The organism is Chitinophaga sp. 01L420, from assembly GCF_056399985.1.
Window position 1 is genome coordinate 21,952 of the sequence record NZ_JBFTSK010000026.1, and the last position, 17,525, is coordinate 39,476.

Sequence of the window (17,525 nt, forward strand, 5' to 3'; positions counted from 1 at the left end):
TTGATACTTTTTGAATTAAAGGCTTACTCTCAGCGAAAAGGTGACTTGTTTATTTACCGGAAGGGCTACACCACCAGTATTATAAAACTCCGGATCCTGGCCATGTAAGCGGGGATCAGCATAAATAAGCCATAAATTGTTTCCGGTTGCCGTTACTGAGCCGCCTTTTAATCCTATCCGGCTTAACAATGGTAATGGGAGCTGATAACTCAGCGTCACTGTTTTCAGTCTTACAAAACCACCATCTGCCACACGGTCGTGCGAGAAATTATAGTTGTTGTAAGGATACTCCGTGTTGTTCAGCAGATCTACCTGTGTATAGATATCTGCTACAGACGGGATATTGGTTTTTTTGTCGTCTCCGGGTAGCGTAAATCTTCCTTTAAACTCGTTGGGCAGGGCATTAAAATCGGAATAGTTGGTGGTGTATACCGGTGTTAATCTTATTTTATTACCTGCCTGATAAGTAACCAATGCACTCAGGGAGAAATTTTTGTAACGGAAAGTATTGTTCCAGCCGCCGGTGATGGTAGGATCTGAAGGGCCTTCATATTTCAGGTTCTTTACATTATGACTCTGCAGGTAAACACCGGGAGACACGCTACCAGTATCATTGATAAATCTGGCCTTTCCATCATAGGGATCCAGTCCTGCATTTTGCAGGGAGAACAAGCCTCTTACCGGGTATCCTTCCAGCGCACCTCCGCCTTCACCAATCAGGTCCATGATCACCGGGTTATTTTTTGCATTGGTGATCAGGGTATTGTTATAGCTGAAAATAAGGGTGCTGCTTAAACTGATATTTTTATGTGCAATGAGCTTACCTGTCAATGACACATCCACTCCATGAGAGTTCATGTTGGCATAGTTGGCAAATTGATTTACCTGTCCGCCTACGCCCGAGGTTCTGATCAATCCGATTAGGTCAAAGCTTTTTCTGCGGTAGTAATCAAAAGTGAATCCCAGTCTTTCTTTAAAGAAGCCGACATCCGTGCCGAGGTCCAGTTCATATTTTTTCTCCCAGGTTAAATCCGCATTTTCCAGTGCCGCCAGCAGGATAGCTGTTTGCTGATCCACGATGTAAGGGCGGTTGGTGACGAAGGAACGGAGGATAGCGGTAGAGTTGGTGGCGCTACCAGTGCTGGCATTTAAACCATAACTGGCTTTCACAATCATATGACTTACGGCAGATGATTCTTTCAGGAAATTTTCCTGGTCTACGTTCCAGGCACCAGCTACTGTCCAGGTAGGCAGCCAGCGGGCGTTAGCAGAGCTACCCAGCCTGTTGGAGCCTTCTTCCCTTACGGTGGCAGTCAGGGTGTATTTATTAAGATAGGTATAACTGGCGTTGGCATAAAAAGCGATGAAGCGATCGTATTCATTGCTCATACCATAGTAAGTCTCATTATTCTCTGTCATCTTTTTAATGAACAGGTAATTGACAAAAGGTGTTCCGCCGGTATTATACTGGTAGCCCACGCCGGTGCTACCAGAGGTTACGCGGTCCGCATATTTCACTTCCTGTCCCACCAGCGCGTTGAGCTGGTGCCTGTCGTTGTTAAATGACTGGTTAAAGGTCAACTGATTCCGGAAGGTATAGTTCTTCAGTTCTATATCTTTTCTTTTATAGAAACCTCCGTAAGGCAATACCACTACTGCCGGGTCGTTGGGGAAGTCCGGGTTTTTATAGAGGAACTTATTATTTTCAGTTATAATGGTGGTGCCGGCTGCCCTGTAGGCATTGGCTTCATTGGAGTTTTCATTCACTTTATGTTCTACGGTTGTTTTGGCGTATCTGATTGCGCCGGTAAATTCGTAGTTCAAATGTGTATTGATTTTATAACCCAGGTTACCCTGCAATCTGAAGTCCATCAGGTTCAGATCTGTGTAGTTGTTTTTTGTTTCGTCCAGGATATTGAATGGGGCAAAATTGCGGGTGAAATACTCCAGGTTTCCTTTATCGTCATATGCGGTTAATGCTCTGCTGGTGCTGAGTGCATAAGAAAAAGGGTTGATGTCGAAGTCCCTGGTATAGGTACCCTGTACCGCATCTGTCACCCTGTCTTCTGTACCCGGTGCTTTCTGCTGACGTACGTTACCATTTACCAGGAAGCCGTAAGTTAACCTGCTGTTAGGGGTATAGTTGGCCCGTAGGTTCACCGTATATCTTTTTACGTTATCTGCAACGGTCCATCCCTGGTCATTGAAGAAGCTGGTAGAGAGATAGAGCTGTGATTTATCAGTACCGGTGGAGATACTGAGGGAGTGTTCCTGGGTCAGTGAATTCCGGAACAGTAAGTCAAACCAGTCGGTGTTGGCATTGGCATATTTCAGCAGCCACTGTTGTCTGCCTTCCCGGGTATTTAATACACCAAACTTATTGTCGCCATCAGGATATTGCAGCAGGCGGCCCAGTTTACCATATACGCCGGAAGTCGGTTCGTTGATCAGTTCTTCCGGTTTCAACAGTTTTTTACGTTCCAGTTCTGCATATACCGACATCTGATCGGCGGAGTTCATGATGTCGTAATTGTTGTAGGAAGGTTTCAGTTGCACACCAAAATTGCCGGTATAAGATACTACGGGGCTGCCGATCTTTCCTTTTTTAGTGGTGATCACAATTACGCCGTTCATGGCGCGGGCGCCGTAGAGCGCTGTAGCGGCGGCATCTTTCAGGATATCGAATGTTTCAATATCATTGGCATTAATACCTGCAACGGAAGACCCCAATAGCGTACTGGCGTTACCGTTAGTTAGCTGTTCGTTGGATACGTTGACGATATCTTCCAGTACCACACCATCGATTACCCACAGTGGTTTGTTTTCACCGGAGATAGAGGTAGCGCCGCGGATACGTACTTTGGGTGCGGATCCGAAAGTACCGGAAACATTCTGTATACTCACACCTGCAGCACGGCCTTCCAGCATACGGCTTACGTCTGTAACGCCGTCTATTTTTACATTATCTGCTTTCAGGGTAACGGCTGCTCCGGCAAATTTCTTACGGTCTATTGTCTGGAAACCGGTAACGACCACACCACCCAGCTCTGTCACATCTTCATTCAGTGAAATGACCAGGTTATCCTTCGCTTTTATTTCCATGGTTTTATAGCCGATGGCCGATATCACGATGGTAGCACCATCCGGTACTTCCAGCTCAAAGGCGCCGGCAGCATTGGTGATGGCACCTTTGGTATTGCCTTTCACTTTTACAGACGCGCCTGGAATCGGCTCTCCTTTGGTATTACGGACGATACCATGAATAGGTGGTGTCGCCGTAATATTTACCGGTGTTGGTTTCGCCCGGGTAATGGTCACCATTCTGCCGTCTATGGCAAAATCCAGTGGTTGATTTTTCAGGCATTCCTGCAGGAAGCTGTTCAGTGACTCTTCTTTCGCATTAATGGTCACTGGTGTGGTTTCGTTTTGCAGCAGCTGATAGTCATAAAGGAATACATATTCCGTTTTTTTGGAAACGTCTGATAGCACTTTGATCAGGGACGTTTGCTTCGCGGCATACGTAATCTTTTGTGAGTAGCTTCTGGCGCTTACCTGCAAGCAAAAGGCAAGTAAAAAAATGGACAGTAGTTTCATAGCTCTCAGCGATTTAATTGAGTGTAAGGACAGGAATGTATCTGCGACAGTTAATACACGCCGGTGCTCACCTTTTTTGGTTGAATGCATAAGCCTGCACTTTGGGTTTAATTCTAATAATAAAGGACTATATAATATTTCCAGTTGATAAAATAAGCATGCTATTTGGTTGACTGGGAGGCCAGCACATTAATTTTCCGACCATTGGTTTCGAACCGGATTCCATATTTCTCCAGAGCGCTCAGAATACCCGACAGTGGGAGGTTTTTGTCAATACCTCCACCAAAAATCACATCAGGGACTTTTCCTTCATAGGCGATATCTACATCATACCAGCGGGATATCTGCCGCATAATTGCCGGCAGCTGCCGTTGATCAAACCGAAAGAACCCTTTTTTCCAGGCAATTGCTATTTCCGTATCCGTATTTTCCACCAAAATGGAACCGATTGTTTCCCGTGGGAATATAGCTTGCTGGCCAGGGATTAACTTTTTGCTGTTGCCGGATCTGGATACCAGTACGGATCCTTCCAGCAGAGTAGTGTTTACAGCCGCTTCATCGTCATACGCCATAATATTAAAGCGGGTACCCAGTACAGTTACTTCTCCATCATTGTTATGCTGCGTGTGTACCGCTACTTTAAAAGGGGCCTGCTCATTGCTGTTAACTTCAAAATAGGCTTCCCCGGATAAAATAACTTTCCGGTCCGCTCCCTTAGGGAATGCCACGGGATATTTGAGGGTGGTGGCAGCGTTTAGCCATACCTGTGTACCATCGGGTAATACAATTTCATATTGTGCGCCGCGGGGAGTAGTAATGGTATTCCAGGCTACTTCCGTGGAAGGGGCGGGATCTGTTACATCATAGGTTAATGCGCCGGTAGCGGTTTTCACGATGCGGGTGCCGCTTTGTTTGGCCAGCGCGCCTTGTTTGGCGCTATCCAATACAATGGTAGATCCATCTGCCAGCGTCAGGATGGCGCCGGTTTTTCCCGGCATAATTTCTTTTGTCACATGACTGGCAACAACCTGTGGCAGTGTAGCTGCCTGTTTTTGCAGGAAGAAGAAACCGGAGCCTGTCAGTAACAGGAGGAGGACTGCGGCTGCAGCCAGTTTTCTGAACCGCTTGTTGCCCGGGGTGGTTGTTTTTTGTAACAACTCGATGGTGGTATGTTCAGAAAACAGGATCTTATTCAATACCATCCTTTGTCTGTCTTCCGGTAAAGACTGCTCTCCTTCGCCTGTTTGCCAGTACTCGGTGATTTGTTGCTTGAATATTTCGTCAAACTCTTCACTCTTTACATACTGCATCAACTCCTGCTCTTCGGCAGGGGTTAAATGATTATGTAAATGTTTTTGAAGTAGTTCGGAAATACGGCGCATATATATAAGACGACCGGGAAAAGAGGAGGGAGTAGTGGCGCGGAAAAAAATTAACGGGAAAGCAACCAAATGATTAAAGCGCCGCCATAGCTGCTGATATGGCTGCCCAGGTGCTGGCGGATGCTGTGCAGGGCCACCGCCATATGTTTTTTTACGGTAAGCCGGGAAATGCCCATCTCTGTGGCAATTTCTTCATGCGACAGTCCGGCTGTTTTTGCCAGCTGGTATACCTGTTTTTGCTGGGGAGGCAATCCGTCTACGGCCTCCTGTAATAATATTTCACATTGCCGGTTGCGTAACAGGTAATCGGTGGTGTCGATAAAGTCAGGAACAGATGCGGTAAAGGCTTTCAGGTGATTATTTTCGTAGGCAGTTTTCTTGAGCCGGTCGAGTATCAGGTGGCGGGTCATAGACAGCAGGTAGGCTTCCAGGTTTTTAACGCGGCCAAATTCGGCGCGCTTCAGCCATACTTTCATAAATACATCCTGCACAATTTCTTCCGCCGGTGCGGCCGATTTAAGAAATCCCAGTGCAGTGCCGTAAACTTTGGGCTGATACCTGCCGAATATGCTGGCGAAGGAGGCTTCATCTCCCTGCACAAGCAATTCCAGCATTTTGGATTCATCAAAGGTCTCAGGCAACGCCATAGTAATTATTTCATAGTGCTTAGGCTAATTTAGCTAAAAAAAATTACAAGCCTGCTGCATTTTGCCATAAACGATTTTTGCTGTATTTTGCTTGTTATCACTGGGCCTAATCCCAATATTCCAAAGTCATGCATGATAATGAATTATGGTACTCCTATAAGGAAGGGGATGTAAAAGCATTGGAAGGTTTGTACGAACAATATTATACCCCACTCACTAACTATGGATTTAAGTTTACTCCGGATCATGTTTGCATAGAAGAAAGCATGCAGGATCTTTTCCTGAAACTCTGGCAGAACAGGGAGCGGATTGCACGCCCTGCTGTGGTGAAGCAATACCTGTATCTTTCTTTTCGCCGTATCCTGCTCCGTAAGCTGGAATACAGTCCTTCCCGGCATGAAGAAGAACTGGCAGGAGAGCATATTCCCTTTAACCTGGACCTCACCTACGAACATCCGCTGGTACGTAAGGAACGCATGGAAGAACTGACCGCAAAGGTAGATGCGTTGTTGAGTACCCTCACTAACCGGCAACGGGAAGCTGTCTTCCTGAAATACTATGAAGATCTTTCCTATGAACAGATCGCAGAGATCATGCACATGAATATCGGCGGTGCCTATAAACTGGTTTACCGTGCACTGGAGCGCCTGCGTGAACAATTCGGCGACTTCACTTTACTGCTTCTCCTGTACATCTTAAAACGCGCCTGAAATTTTTTTTTCTGTCAAATGGAAAAAATGGGATAATTCCACATTATCCTTGTGTCTTTATAGGAAAGTCATGTGTGTAACATATGGAGGAGTTGGAAAAAGATTATTCCGTTTACCAGGTCATCAATTTTCTGGCAGATGAGCAATTCATCCGGCATGTCAAATATCCGGATGCCGGGTCGTGGGCTCACTGGAACAAGGTGGTGACAGCCTTTCCATCGAAGGAGCCACTGATGCAGGAAGCCAGGGAAATGATCTGGTTGCTGGAGCGTCCGGTGATACGATATAATGAAGGCGCCCGCAAAAAGATCTGGGCACAGGTGGAACAGGGCATACAGCAAAAGGCCCGTTTCCACTATCTCCGCGCCTACCGGTTCAGGCTGGCCGCAGCCAGTATATTGGCGTTGCTGATAGCAGGGGCGTACTGGTATTTTACCGGCAACGTAGTCTATGAAACCGGCTATGGCAGCTCCCGGCAAATCACTTTACCGGATCAATCCCGCGTTACCCTCAATGCACATTCCCGGTTATCGTATCCACGCAGCTGGTCGTGGAGTGGCCACCGTACTGTGTGGCTGCAGGGAGAAGCTTTTTTTGATGTGAAACACCTGGGAGACACCTTCCGCCTGTATGTAAAAGATGTTAGCATTACCGTGCTTGGAACGGCATTTAACGTAAAAGACCGCCGTGATAAAACAGATGTGGTATTGCAACGCGGCCGCATACGCATTGATGTAAAAGGGCGGCAACAATGGAGTAGTATACTAACACCTGGTGAAGGCTGGGAATACAACCGGAACGGGGCCGCTGCCGTCAAACAAACGGCAGATACTGCCGCCGCAGTTGCCTGGACGCAACAACAACTGGTACTGGAAGGCACCACCGTAAAAGAAGTAATACAGCTACTCGAAGATAATTACGGCTATCATGTTGTGCTGGAAGATAGCTCCCTGGCAGGAAAGAAGCTAAGGGGAACCGTACCAATGCAAAGGAGGGAGGATTTGTTTTTCGTCTTATCAAAAATATTTAATATCGAGATCATACAACAACAGGATACGCTTCTATTCCGGGCGAGACCTTGACGCTTTAGATTATTATTATCAACCAGTTTAATCAACCATTATGAAGGGGATGCTACAGTTACTGCGAACTGCAGGACTTGCGTGCGCGCTACTATGGTGTATGTCACCAACTTTTGCACAAACAACCACTATGCCGGTAACAGCTGCGCTTAAAAAAATCAGCAGTGAACTGGGAACAAAATTCGTGTACGAAAATGAGCTGCTGGACAAAGTAAATACCAACGCAGACCTGCGCCATCTGCGCAACCGGAAAGTAGAAGAAGTACTGAAAGAAGTATTGTATCCGAAGGGATTTATTTTCCTGTATGTAAATGACAATACCTACACCATTATCCGCGATGTACGCAAGCCCGGAACAACGCCGGTAAAGCAACCGGATCCTGGTGTTGCGGGTGAAAGCATCCTGTCCGACAATGAAAGGTGGGTGGAAGGAATGGTCACTGATGAAAGAGGCTTCCGGGTAGTGGGCGCTACGGTTACCGCAGTGAAAAACAGTCATGGTACCATCACAGATGACATGGGACATTTCCGGCTGCGCGTGGATAAGAGCGAAACCGCATTGTCCGTATCTTATATCGGTAATCGTCCGGTGCTGGTGCGACTGGAAGGACAAAGCATTTTACACGTTGTTATGGGCGCCGATAATATCCAGTTAAAAGAAGTGGAAGTATCTACCGGCTACCAATATATTCCCAAAGAAAGAGCCACCGGTTCTTTTGGATTGGTGACGGCGAAAGACCTGGAACGCAGATCAGCAGTAGGTTTGATGGAGCGGCTGGAAGGAAGCGTGAGTGGGCTGCAGGTAACCGTAGGGCAGGCAGACCGTAACCTGATCAAGAACCATGATAATTTCAATATCCGGGGAGTATCCACTATCCTTTCTGAAAAAAAGCCCCTCATTGTACTGGATGGTTTTCCTACAGAACTGGACCTGGTGAATATTAACCCGAACGACATTGCACGTATTACGGTGCTGAAAGATGCAGCGGCTGCCTCTATCTGGGGTGTTAGGGCTGCTAACGGTGTGTTGGTGATTGATACAAAGAAGGCAGCGTATAACCAGTCGCCGGTGGTACGGTTTTCCAGTAGTCTCACGATTACCGGCCGGCCACGCCTCGACTACCTGCCACTAGCCAACGCGGATGCTTACCTCGGACTGGAAAAAGAACTGGTAGACAAAGGGATGTTGCCACTGCCCACTTCTCCGTTTACTCTTTCGGGGCCACCGCTTACGCAGGGCGCAGATCTTTACCTGCAATTTAAAAATGGCCAGCTATCGCAGCAGCAACTGGATGCTGCCATTAACCAGTTAAAGGGCCGGGATGTGAGAGGGCAGTATCAGCAGTACATTTTGCGTTCTCCTTTCACGCAACAATATGATGTGTCTGTAGCAGGTGGGAATACGCATATGCGCAACTATCTCTCTGCTTCCTATACCGATGAATATGCCAATGCCAAAGGGGATTACAGTCGCCGTATGGTGGTGAACTTCAATAATGAAACCCGGTTGTCGCCCAAGCTGACGCTGAATGCGGACATGTTTGTGACCTCCCTGCAAATGAAAAATAATGGACTTGGGCTTTCAGGGTTGCAGCCAGGCAGGAATGGATTAGCACCGTATGATCAGCTGGTAGATGAAAAAGGGCAGTCCGTCAATTTCGCCCTGAAGTATCCGGGTAAAATACTGGACTCTCTGCAGCAGAAAGGATTTCTGCCATGGCGCTATAATTACCTCGATGAACTGGCCAATGCGGATAATACTTATCAATCGCTCGCTTACCGCTTCCACACCGGGTTACAATATAAGGTGACACCTAACCTCAGTGCGGAAGTCAGCTATATGCTGGAAAAATCAACCGATGGCAACCGGCAATATAACAACCCGCTGAGCTATGCTGCACGTGATATGGTAAACAGCTACACCGTGGTCACCACGCATGAAAATGCGGTACCTCCGGGCGGTATGCTTACCCGCAATGATGGCCGGCAACAGAATTATACGCTGAGGGGACTGGTGCGTTTTGATCCTAACCTGCATGGGTGGCAGCAGCTGAACATTGTACTGGGATCGGAGTTTCGGGAAACCTTATCTTCCGGCTATACCAATCGCGCCTATGGATATGATGACCGCCTGTTATCGGCCGGCGTAGTGAATTATAACCTGGTATATAAAACAACCAGCGGCAATCAGAAAGTGCCCGCAGTGCAAGGCTTTCTCAATCAACGCGATCGTTACACTTCGGGCTTTGCCAACTTCACGTATACCCTGTGGGAAAAATATTCGCTGTCGGGTAGTGTGCGTAAAGATGATAGTAACCTTTTTGGTGTTTCCAAAGAATATCGTGCCGTACCACTCTGGTCGCTGGGGGCCATGTGGCATATCAATGATGAATCATTTATGCAGCTGAAAAAAGTAACACACCTGAATCTGCGCGCGACCTATGGGTTCAATGGCAACGTAAATAAAACCACCAGCCCTTTCCTGGTAACACAGGCCAGCAGCAGCCCTAATCCATTCAGCAATGAGCAATACGCATCGGTATACAACCCGGCTAATCCGCTGTTGAGATGGGAGAAAGTAGCCACTTTCAACCTGGGCCTGGACGCCGGATTTTTTGACGGCCGCCTCACGGCCACCCTGGATATGTACTGGAAAAACAGTACCGACCTGCTGGGCAATGTAGAAATCAATCCCACCTATGGTTTCAACAGCTTGCTGACCAATAAACTGGAAATGAGTAATCATGGCATTGACCTGGAGCTTGGGGGGAGTATTATTGCCACCAAACAATTTACCTGGAAAGCCACCGCTAATTTCTCCTATAACACCAGCAAGGTAACCAAAGCTTATTTCCAGCAAAATACTGCTACCTACTACACCACGCCTGGTAATCCAATCACGGGAAAATCGCTGAACAGTATTTACACTTACCGTTTTGCCGGTTTGAATGATCATGGTACCGCCATGTTATACAATGGTAAAAATGAAAAAGTAGCGAATGATGACTATACCAACTTCGATGAAAAGGATCTGCAGGGAGTGGCCTGGCAGGGTGTAAGCGTAGCGCCTTATTTTGGAGGGGTTACACAGTCGTTCCGCTATAAACGACTGGAATTGTATGCTTTGTTTACCTATAAGTTTGGCCACAAATTCATTCTGCCCACCATCGATGAATATGACAATGTGCCTTACTTCAGGAATGCACATAAAGACATCGCCAAACGCTGGGAAAAACCGGGTGATGAACTGCTGACCAACACACCTGCGGTAGATCCGCTGCATCGTTCTATTTACCGGTATACGAAGAGTGATTTGTTTGTGGAAGATGCAGGCTATGTGCGCTGGCGGGAAGTAACGATCGCTTACCAGTTGCCTGACCAATGGTTCCGTGGTCACTTTGCCAAAGGAGTGAACGTAAGTGTTTCCGGTCGCAATCTCGCTTTATGGACAGCTAATAAAAAAGGCATAGATCCGGACTATGTGCCGGGGGCCGCGCAGGGAGCTGCCTCTCTCGACTATACGCCGGGATTGGTATTGCCACCCGCAAGGTCGCTGGTAGTAAGTGTGAAAGCTGATTTTTAATTTCTTCAATTGCCAATGATGAACAAGTTTAAATATACATATGCCGGGTGGTTGCTGTTGGTCGTGTTGTTTACGGCCTGCCGCAAGTATGTAGACATCACCCCGCAGGGAAAAATAGTACCAACCACTGTAGCTGACTTCCGGCTTTTATTGAATAACAGTGATGTGTTCAATCTGGCCGGAGGCACTACTGATCTGATGACAGATGATATTGCCTTTACAGATGCGGCGATGTTTACGGGCATACGACCACTGTCGCTACTCAATATTTACTCCTGGGCAGCAGATAACTATCAGCCACAGGAAGCCGATGAGGAATGGAACCTGTATTACAAACAGATCTATTACGCCAATGTGGTTATAGCAGGTATCAACAGTGTGAAAGAGGGTACCGACAGTGAAAAGCAATTACTGATCAGCGAAGCAAAAGTGCATCGTGCATTCGCTTACCTGATGCTGGTGACGCAATATGCGGTGCAATACGATGCCGCCACTGCCGGCAAGGATCCCGGTGTACCCTTATTACTGGATCCCGGTTATACACAAAGCCTGGAACGTGCTACCGTGCAGAAAATATATGATCAGGTACTGGATGATTTGCATAGTGCAGCAACAGTATTACCTGGTTTGCCGGCATCTAAAATCCATCCTTCCAAAGCTGCTGCGCTGGCGATATTATCGAGGGCTTATCTCACCATGCGTAACTATCCACAGGCAGGATTGTATGCTGATAGTACGCTGCAATTGCAACACAGCTTATACGATCTGCGTGCGTTTGCCAACAGCAGCAGTCCGTTTGATTTTATGAGTATCCCTGAGAGCTATCAGCATCCGGAAGTGATCCTGATGAAAGCAGCGTATAACCAGGATGGGCCGTTGCTGTTAAGCCAGGAGTTGCTGGATCTGCTCGGACCAGATGACCTGCGCCGGAAAGTGTTTGGCATTGGCGACCAGCTGTTGTATAACTACAATGGTTATTTCTTCAGTTATATTTCTCCGTTTGAAGCCCGGCATGTAGGCCCGCGCGTAGGTGAAATGTATGTGACCAAAGCAGAGTGCCAGGCCCGTGCCGGCAATACAACAGGCGCCATGGCTACCCTGAACGAATTACGTAAACAACGTTTTGCCACCGATAAATATGTGCCACTCACGGCTGCCAATTCGCAGGAAGCATTGACCAAAGCACTGGCGGAAAGACGCCGGGAGCTGATGGGCCGTGGTTACCGCCTGGCAGACCTCAAGCGCCTGAATAAGGAGCCTGCTTTTGCCAAAGTAATCACACATCCGTGGAGTAGCGGCGATCTTACATTGGCGCCCAACAGCAACCGCTATATATACCCGATTGCAATAAAAATACTGGCTGCCAATCCGGAAATCGGACAGTCACCGAGGTAATTAAACCACCATTAAAAATAATCTTCATGAGAAAGAAAATTGCAGGCCTTGCCGCTATGTGCAGCCTGATTGCCTCCCTGGTGAGCGCACAGGGTATAGATTTTAATCACGGCACTTGGGCACAGGTGAAAGCCGCTGCAGAAAAGGAACATAAGCTCATCTTCGTTGACTTCTACACTACCTGGTGTAGTCCCTGTAAGTTTATGGCGAATGAAGTATTTCCATTAAAACAGATTGGTGATTTCTACAATCAGCATTTTATCAGCGTAAAAATAGATGCAGAAAAAGGAGAAGGACCTGCACTGGCAAAAAAATATATGGTAGGTGGTTATCCTACGCTGATATTCACCAACCCTAAAGAAGAAGTGGTATATCGTGTAATGGGCTCCACTGATCCGGAAGTATTGATTACACAGGGAAAGATTGCTATTACTCCCGGCGCCAACCTGGAAGTATTGAAAGCAAAATTTGAGAAGCAGGAGCTAAGTAAGGAAGAATTATTTCAGTATGTAAATCTCGTCAAAGCCAGGGGGGACGATAAAGAAGCTGCCAATTTATTTGACCAGTATTTTAAGCAGATAGATACCAAAGTAACGCCGGAACTATTCAAAATCATCACAGGCTATGCGGGATTTAGCGATAATGCTGCTTTTCAATATGTGGAAGCACATCGCGCTGAATTTGAAGCCGCCGCCGGTAAAGAAAAGGTAACGCAATACCTGGAAGGTATTCTGTTGTCGGAAGTGAAGTATGCCAAATACACCAGTGAAGCGGAATATAAGGCCGCTAAATTATTGTTGAAATCCCGTATGGCAATATCTGAAAAAGAAGAGCTGGATATGGATGCCAACTATTGTTATGGTGTACAGGATGAAGCAGGGTATATGAAATACAGTCAGCAACTGGTAGAACGTTATCTCTGGAACAATGATTTTGAAATCAGTAATGTGCTGGGTAGTATTCGCTGGATAAAAGAGCCAGCCCACCTGCAAACCATGAAGAAGTGGGCGGAACGTGCATTGGCGTTAAAAGATAATTCACTGAATAATGCTACGCTGGCGATGGCCTATCATGCACTGAAAGATAAAGCGAATGCGGTGAAATATATTGATGCGGCGATGGCGGCTTCTGAAAGAGATAAGGATGGGTACATCAATAATATTGCGGGTATGAAGAAGCAGATTACGGATAGTCTATAAATTTTTTTAGGAAGAAAGAGGTGGTGTCAACGTAAGTTGGTGCCACCTCTTTTATGTGCTACTGCATAGAAAAGGCTGCCTCCCATTACAGGAGACAGCCTTCCAAGTCACATGCATATCAGCTTGTTTTACAGAACGCGATATGATCATGTATCTGTGTTATTTTCTGGTGGCCATTGGTCAGACCCAGTTGCACATCCAGCCAGAGGATATATGCGCATGGTTCCATACCGACTGTAAGAAATACCTTGGCATTGTCATGGTATTCCGTTGCATATGGAGGTGGTCCGGCGCTGAACGATGCTGGCAGCGTTGGGTTGCCTTCAAAGCGCAGCTTAAGACTTTCTATGTGCGGGTGACAAACCGTGTATTGTGCGGTGACTGTGGTGGTAATACCGCCGCAACCATGGCCGCTGCCGGTAGTTTCCCCTATTTCCAGCATGGCTGCTGCCATGATGTTTTCATCACCGGTGTATCCCCATCCCGGATGTCTCCGTTGTTTGTAGTTCACGTTGGAGATCACAATTTTATCCAGGGTATTGGTGGCGGTGAGCGTGGTCGTGCCTACTTTACGTGCTTCAAACACAATTTTGAAGGTGTGGATAGGTGCACGCTGTGCGGCAGGTACTGCGTTGCCGGCAATGAGTACAGAAGGAGCTGTCAGATCAAATGAATCGCTGGCGAAAGCAGTGCTGCCTGCATTCAGCGCCAGGGCGGCGGAGTTGATAACAGCCAGTGAGCCGTCTGTAGGAGTGAATATACCGGTGACCAGGTTGTTACCACGAGGCACGGTGATCCATAATTCGCCGGCGCTGTTGAGAGCGGGAGTGATAACTACGGCTTCGTGTGTCCAGGTGATAGGACCGGTTTGTTTCAGCAACTCACCAATTTTAAATGGCACCATCGCATTCAGTACCTGGGTAGCTGTCAGCTCATAGCTGGTATCAGCATTGAAGATGCGGAAGCGGTATTCCATTTCATTGGTGTTGGTTCCGCTTGGCAAGGTACCGTTGAGGTCCAGGCCGCCGTAGAAAGCAAGTTTAGGCACATCTGTGGTGTAACCATTGGCATCAAACTGAGCACCGGTAGGACCAATATCATAAATACCTACTCTTTCAAACAAGGCAGGTACTTCATTATTAGGAGGTACTTCCTGTGGTACACATAATTCTATGCAGAAACAAGGACCTCTGTTGGTGCGGTCGGCACGATGGCCTACGCTGCGGTCTTCATTGAGTAATACAGCGCCGGAAACGGGCTCTGTGATGCGGAAGTAGATGTCTGGTCCAGCTGGCCATTCCACGTTGAGAAAAGGCAGCAGTGTTTTGCTGAAATCAGCTTCGGTGTAGTCGATGCGGAAATGTCCGGTGGCATCAGTAACGTTGCTGCCTAATGGATCATCCTGTAGCCAGTCTACATCAAATGCGGCTACATTTAAGCCTTTCAGTGGCTGTTTGGTTTTGCAGTTCACCACGCGGCCACAGATGATCCATGCGTCAAATCTGCCACGGATCAGGCACCACCAGCGGTTAGGGATTTCATAGGCCCAGTAAGACAGGTAATCATTTTCCATTTGTTTCCATTTAGGTTGGAAGGTGGTAATGTGGAACTGTAGTACCGGTAGTTTTTTAGGGTAAGGCTTAGGACGGGGAACATTGCCACATTCGAAATCAATGTCGAAGGCTTCTCCTTCGTATTTGCTTTCACGACCGAAGTCGATGGCAAAATTACCTTCTGCATCGGTTAAGGTTTCCGCCAGCAGGCTCTTTTCCTTACTTTTCAGCTCTTCTGCTGACACCTCATGGAAGGTTTCCTTGACGGCCGCAGCGGCTTGTGATACCACTTCACGGGAGGCGGTAGCACGGTAAATTCTGATTTTTACATTGGCAATGGCTTCACTGCAAAATTCATCGCAGAGCAAACCTTTTAGATTGCCTTTGAACTGATAGCTCATGACTTACTTTTTTTGGGGTTATTGGAATATAGAAGCAATAGCGTTTTGGGGTGCTGATAATTGATAAACTTTTGGGGAACGTGTATACAGTTAATGGCTAGTGCTTCGATACAAATGTCCACCTAAATTAGTTAGTTATCAAGCGGATAAATGCGTAAAATACCGAAAGCGTATATATACCCGGAATGGTAGGGTTGGATTTCCGGGAAGGCGGGTTTGGCCCGCTAGGATAAATACCTTTATTTTGCCGGTTACGTTTGGTCGTGCAACATGAAAGTAGACAGCAGTAATTATTCCCTATATGACGAGAACGATTTGGTGGTAGCTTTCCAGGTGGATGCGGATATGCATGCGTTTGAAGAAATCTATAAACGTTTCTGGTTCAAACTGTATAGCGCTGCCTTTAAGAAAACCACTTCCCAGCAGGAGGCCGAAGAGCTGATACAGACTATCTTCGAGCGACTCTGGGCTAACCGGGAAAAGGCAGTGATCCATAATATAGGGGCTTACCTGGCGGTTTCGCTGAGAAACATCCTGCACGATTACCAGCGCAGAAGGGCTACCGCAGAAAAGTTCCGGCAGTCGCTCGACCTGGAGCCGCTGGCCAATACTACCGAAGAAGATGTAAACCGGGAGTTGCTCCTGAAAGCGATCGATAAAGCCCTCCGGGAGTTGCCGGATAAAACCCAGACCGTTTTCCGGCTGAGCCGTTTTGATAATAAGTCGGTCCGGGAAATTGCCGGCAAGCTGGATCTGACCGAAAAAGCCGTGGAATATCATATCACCAAAGCCATCAAACTCCTGCGCCAACGACTCCGGGGCTACCTTCCTTTCCTGTTCTGAAAAATTTTCATCTTTTTTTAGGGATTCATTTCAGTAGTGCGTCAAGGTATTCAGATAAACTGATTCCATGAGCCAATATGAATTTGACGATCTGCTGGAAAAATACCTTTCGGGGCAATGTACGCCTGCCGAAGAAAAATTGGTATTGGCATGGTATAAGTCATTTATTGATGAAAGTGAAATAGCGCTTTCAGCGGAAGAGAAGCAGCGTATTGAAAGCCGGATATGGCTGAATGTGGCCACAACGGTATCTTCTGAAACGCCGGTGGTGCGTATGTGGCCACGCCGTATTACCCGGCTGGCCATTGCGGCTTGCCTGTTACTGGCCGTAACAGGTGGTTGGTACTGGATGTTGCACCGGCAGCCTGCACCTGGTGAGGTTGTTTTTACCGCAGAGCCGGTACCCGGGGGATATGTATCTGTGAACAATACAAATGAAACGGACCAGGAAGTGGCGTTGAGCGATGGTTCTCACATCAAGCTGGAACCGGGCAGTGTGGTGTATTATCCACCTGTTTTTAGTGGTCATACGAGAGATGTATACCTCTCCGGCAATGCTTTTTTTCAGATTGCACACGATACCGGCAAACATTTTATTGTACATACCAGTGAAGGGATATTGGCAGAAGTACTGGGGACCAGCTTTTACGTAAGCCACGACAAACAGCATCATAAGGTAGAAGTCTCCGTAGTAACCGGTCGGGTATCTGTATATGAGCGGAAGAAAAAGAACGACTCCATGTTTACCGCATCTACCGAAAGCATTATTATAACACCTAATCAGAAAGTTTCCTTTAAACCGGAAAACAGCCAGTTTACCACCTCGCTGGTAGATGATCCTAAACCAGTGATGACGGAAGAAAAAGCCGCCAGCTTTAACTTTGAGGAAAGCTCACTGGAAACCGTATTAAAGACACTTGAAAATACATACGCTATTATCATCACAACCGACAATGAACATTTCAATCATTGTCAGTTTACGGGAGATATTACAAAACAAAATCTATACGAAAAGCTGGATATTATTTGCCAGTCTATCCAGGCCTCTTATGAGGTAAAAGGAACCACGATCTATATTAAAGGGAAAGGATGTAATTAAGAAATTATGTTGCTAAAATAAAAGCATATGTAACGCT

At 47.0% G+C, this 17,525-nt stretch carries 11 protein-coding genes; 7 read left to right on the top strand and 4 right to left on the bottom strand.

The genetic code is table 11. The features are described from left to right. Positions 1-15 precede the first annotated feature (15 nt). The 3 genes from AC1DP6_RS22740 to AC1DP6_RS22750 form a co-directional block, all read right to left on the bottom strand. On the bottom strand, positions 16-3,594 hold the full coding sequence (locus tag AC1DP6_RS22740; protein WP_477056878.1) for a SusC/RagA family TonB-linked outer membrane protein: 3,579 nt from the start codon (positions 3,592-3,594) through the stop codon (positions 16-18). Between the two features lie 161 nt (positions 3,595-3,755). Further along, positions 3,756-4,976, bottom strand: a complete 1,221-nt coding sequence (locus tag AC1DP6_RS22745) for a FecR family protein (RefSeq protein WP_477056879.1) — start codon at positions 4,974-4,976, stop codon at positions 3,756-3,758. 50 nt (positions 4,977-5,026) lie between these two features. Then, positions 5,027-5,623, bottom strand: a complete 597-nt coding sequence (locus AC1DP6_RS22750) for an RNA polymerase sigma factor (protein WP_477056880.1) — start codon at positions 5,621-5,623, stop codon at positions 5,027-5,029. Positions 5,624-5,751: 128 nt separating this feature from the next. On the opposite strand from AC1DP6_RS22750, the gene AC1DP6_RS22755 reads away from it, so the two are divergent. The 5 genes from AC1DP6_RS22755 to AC1DP6_RS22775 all read left to right on the top strand — a co-directional run bounded on the left by AC1DP6_RS22755 (position 5,752) and on the right by AC1DP6_RS22775 (position 13,592). Next, on the top strand, positions 5,752-6,333 hold the full coding sequence (locus AC1DP6_RS22755; protein WP_441572027.1) for an RNA polymerase sigma factor: 582 nt from the start codon (positions 5,752-5,754) through the stop codon (positions 6,331-6,333). An 83-nt stretch (positions 6,334-6,416) separates the two neighbouring features. Beyond that, complete coding sequence (locus tag AC1DP6_RS22760; protein ID WP_477056881.1) at positions 6,417-7,415, top strand: FecR family protein; 999 nt, start codon at positions 6,417-6,419, stop codon at positions 7,413-7,415. Positions 7,416-7,515: 100 nt separating this feature from the next. Beyond that, positions 7,516-10,998 carry a SusC/RagA family TonB-linked outer membrane protein gene (locus AC1DP6_RS22765; RefSeq protein ID WP_477056882.1) on the top strand — a complete coding sequence of 1,161 codons (3,483 nt, stop codon included), beginning with the start codon at positions 7,516-7,518 and terminating at the stop codon, positions 10,996-10,998. Between the two features lie 15 nt (positions 10,999-11,013). After that, a complete protein-coding gene (locus AC1DP6_RS22770; protein ID WP_477056883.1) occupies positions 11,014-12,393 on the top strand; it encodes a RagB/SusD family nutrient uptake outer membrane protein in 1,380 nt (459 codons plus the stop codon). A gap of 26 nt (positions 12,394-12,419) precedes the next feature. Continuing rightward, complete coding sequence (locus AC1DP6_RS22775; protein WP_477056884.1) at positions 12,420-13,592, top strand: thioredoxin family protein; 1,173 nt, start codon at positions 12,420-12,422, stop codon at positions 13,590-13,592. Between the two features lie 118 nt (positions 13,593-13,710). Here the strand turns inward: AC1DP6_RS22775 and AC1DP6_RS22780 are convergent, their stop codons facing one another. Further along, positions 13,711-15,546: a transthyretin-like family protein gene (locus AC1DP6_RS22780; protein WP_477056885.1), complete on the bottom strand. Its 1,836-nt coding sequence runs from the start codon at positions 15,544-15,546 to the stop codon at positions 13,711-13,713. Positions 15,547-15,816: 270 nt separating this feature from the next. Between AC1DP6_RS22780 and AC1DP6_RS22785 the strand changes: the two genes are divergently transcribed. Together AC1DP6_RS22785 and AC1DP6_RS22790 are read left to right on the top strand one after the other, a co-directional pair. Further along, positions 15,817-16,389, top strand: a complete 573-nt coding sequence (locus AC1DP6_RS22785; RefSeq protein WP_477056886.1) for an RNA polymerase sigma factor — start codon at positions 15,817-15,819, stop codon at positions 16,387-16,389. Between the two features lie 67 nt (positions 16,390-16,456). Continuing rightward, positions 16,457-17,488 (top strand): FecR family protein, encoded by a 1,032-nt coding sequence (locus AC1DP6_RS22790; RefSeq protein WP_477056887.1) that lies wholly within the window; start codon positions 16,457-16,459, stop codon positions 17,486-17,488. Positions 17,489-17,525 lie beyond the last annotated feature (37 nt).

Excerpts from the sequence above, each read along its gene's own strand:
- AC1DP6_RS22765 (WP_477056882.1), top strand. The coding sequence starts at position 7,516 with ATGTCACCAACTTTTGCACAAACAACCACTATGCCGGTAACAGCTGCG.
- AC1DP6_RS22750 (WP_477056880.1), bottom strand. The coding sequence starts at position 5,623 with ATGGCGTTGCCTGAGACCTTTGATGAATCCAAAATGCTGGAATTGCTT.
- AC1DP6_RS22785 (WP_477056886.1), top strand. The coding sequence starts at position 15,817 with ATGAAAGTAGACAGCAGTAATTATTCCCTATATGACGAGAACGATTTG.
- AC1DP6_RS22790 (WP_477056887.1), top strand. The coding sequence starts at position 16,457 with ATGAGCCAATATGAATTTGACGATCTGCTGGAAAAATACCTTTCGGGG.
- AC1DP6_RS22745 (WP_477056879.1), bottom strand. The coding sequence starts at position 4,976 with ATGCGCCGTATTTCCGAACTACTTCAAAAACATTTACATAATCATTTA.
- AC1DP6_RS22780 (WP_477056885.1), bottom strand. The coding sequence starts at position 15,546 with ATGAGCTATCAGTTCAAAGGCAATCTAAAAGGTTTGCTCTGCGATGAA.
- AC1DP6_RS22775 (WP_477056884.1), top strand. The coding sequence starts at position 12,420 with ATGAGAAAGAAAATTGCAGGCCTTGCCGCTATGTGCAGCCTGATTGCC.
- AC1DP6_RS22755 (WP_441572027.1), top strand. The coding sequence starts at position 5,752 with ATGCATGATAATGAATTATGGTACTCCTATAAGGAAGGGGATGTAAAA.
- AC1DP6_RS22740 (WP_477056878.1), bottom strand. The coding sequence starts at position 3,594 with ATGAAACTACTGTCCATTTTTTTACTTGCCTTTTGCTTGCAGGTAAGC.
- AC1DP6_RS22770 (WP_477056883.1), top strand. The coding sequence starts at position 11,014 with ATGATGAACAAGTTTAAATATACATATGCCGGGTGGTTGCTGTTGGTC.
- AC1DP6_RS22760 (WP_477056881.1), top strand. The coding sequence starts at position 6,417 with ATGGAGGAGTTGGAAAAAGATTATTCCGTTTACCAGGTCATCAATTTT.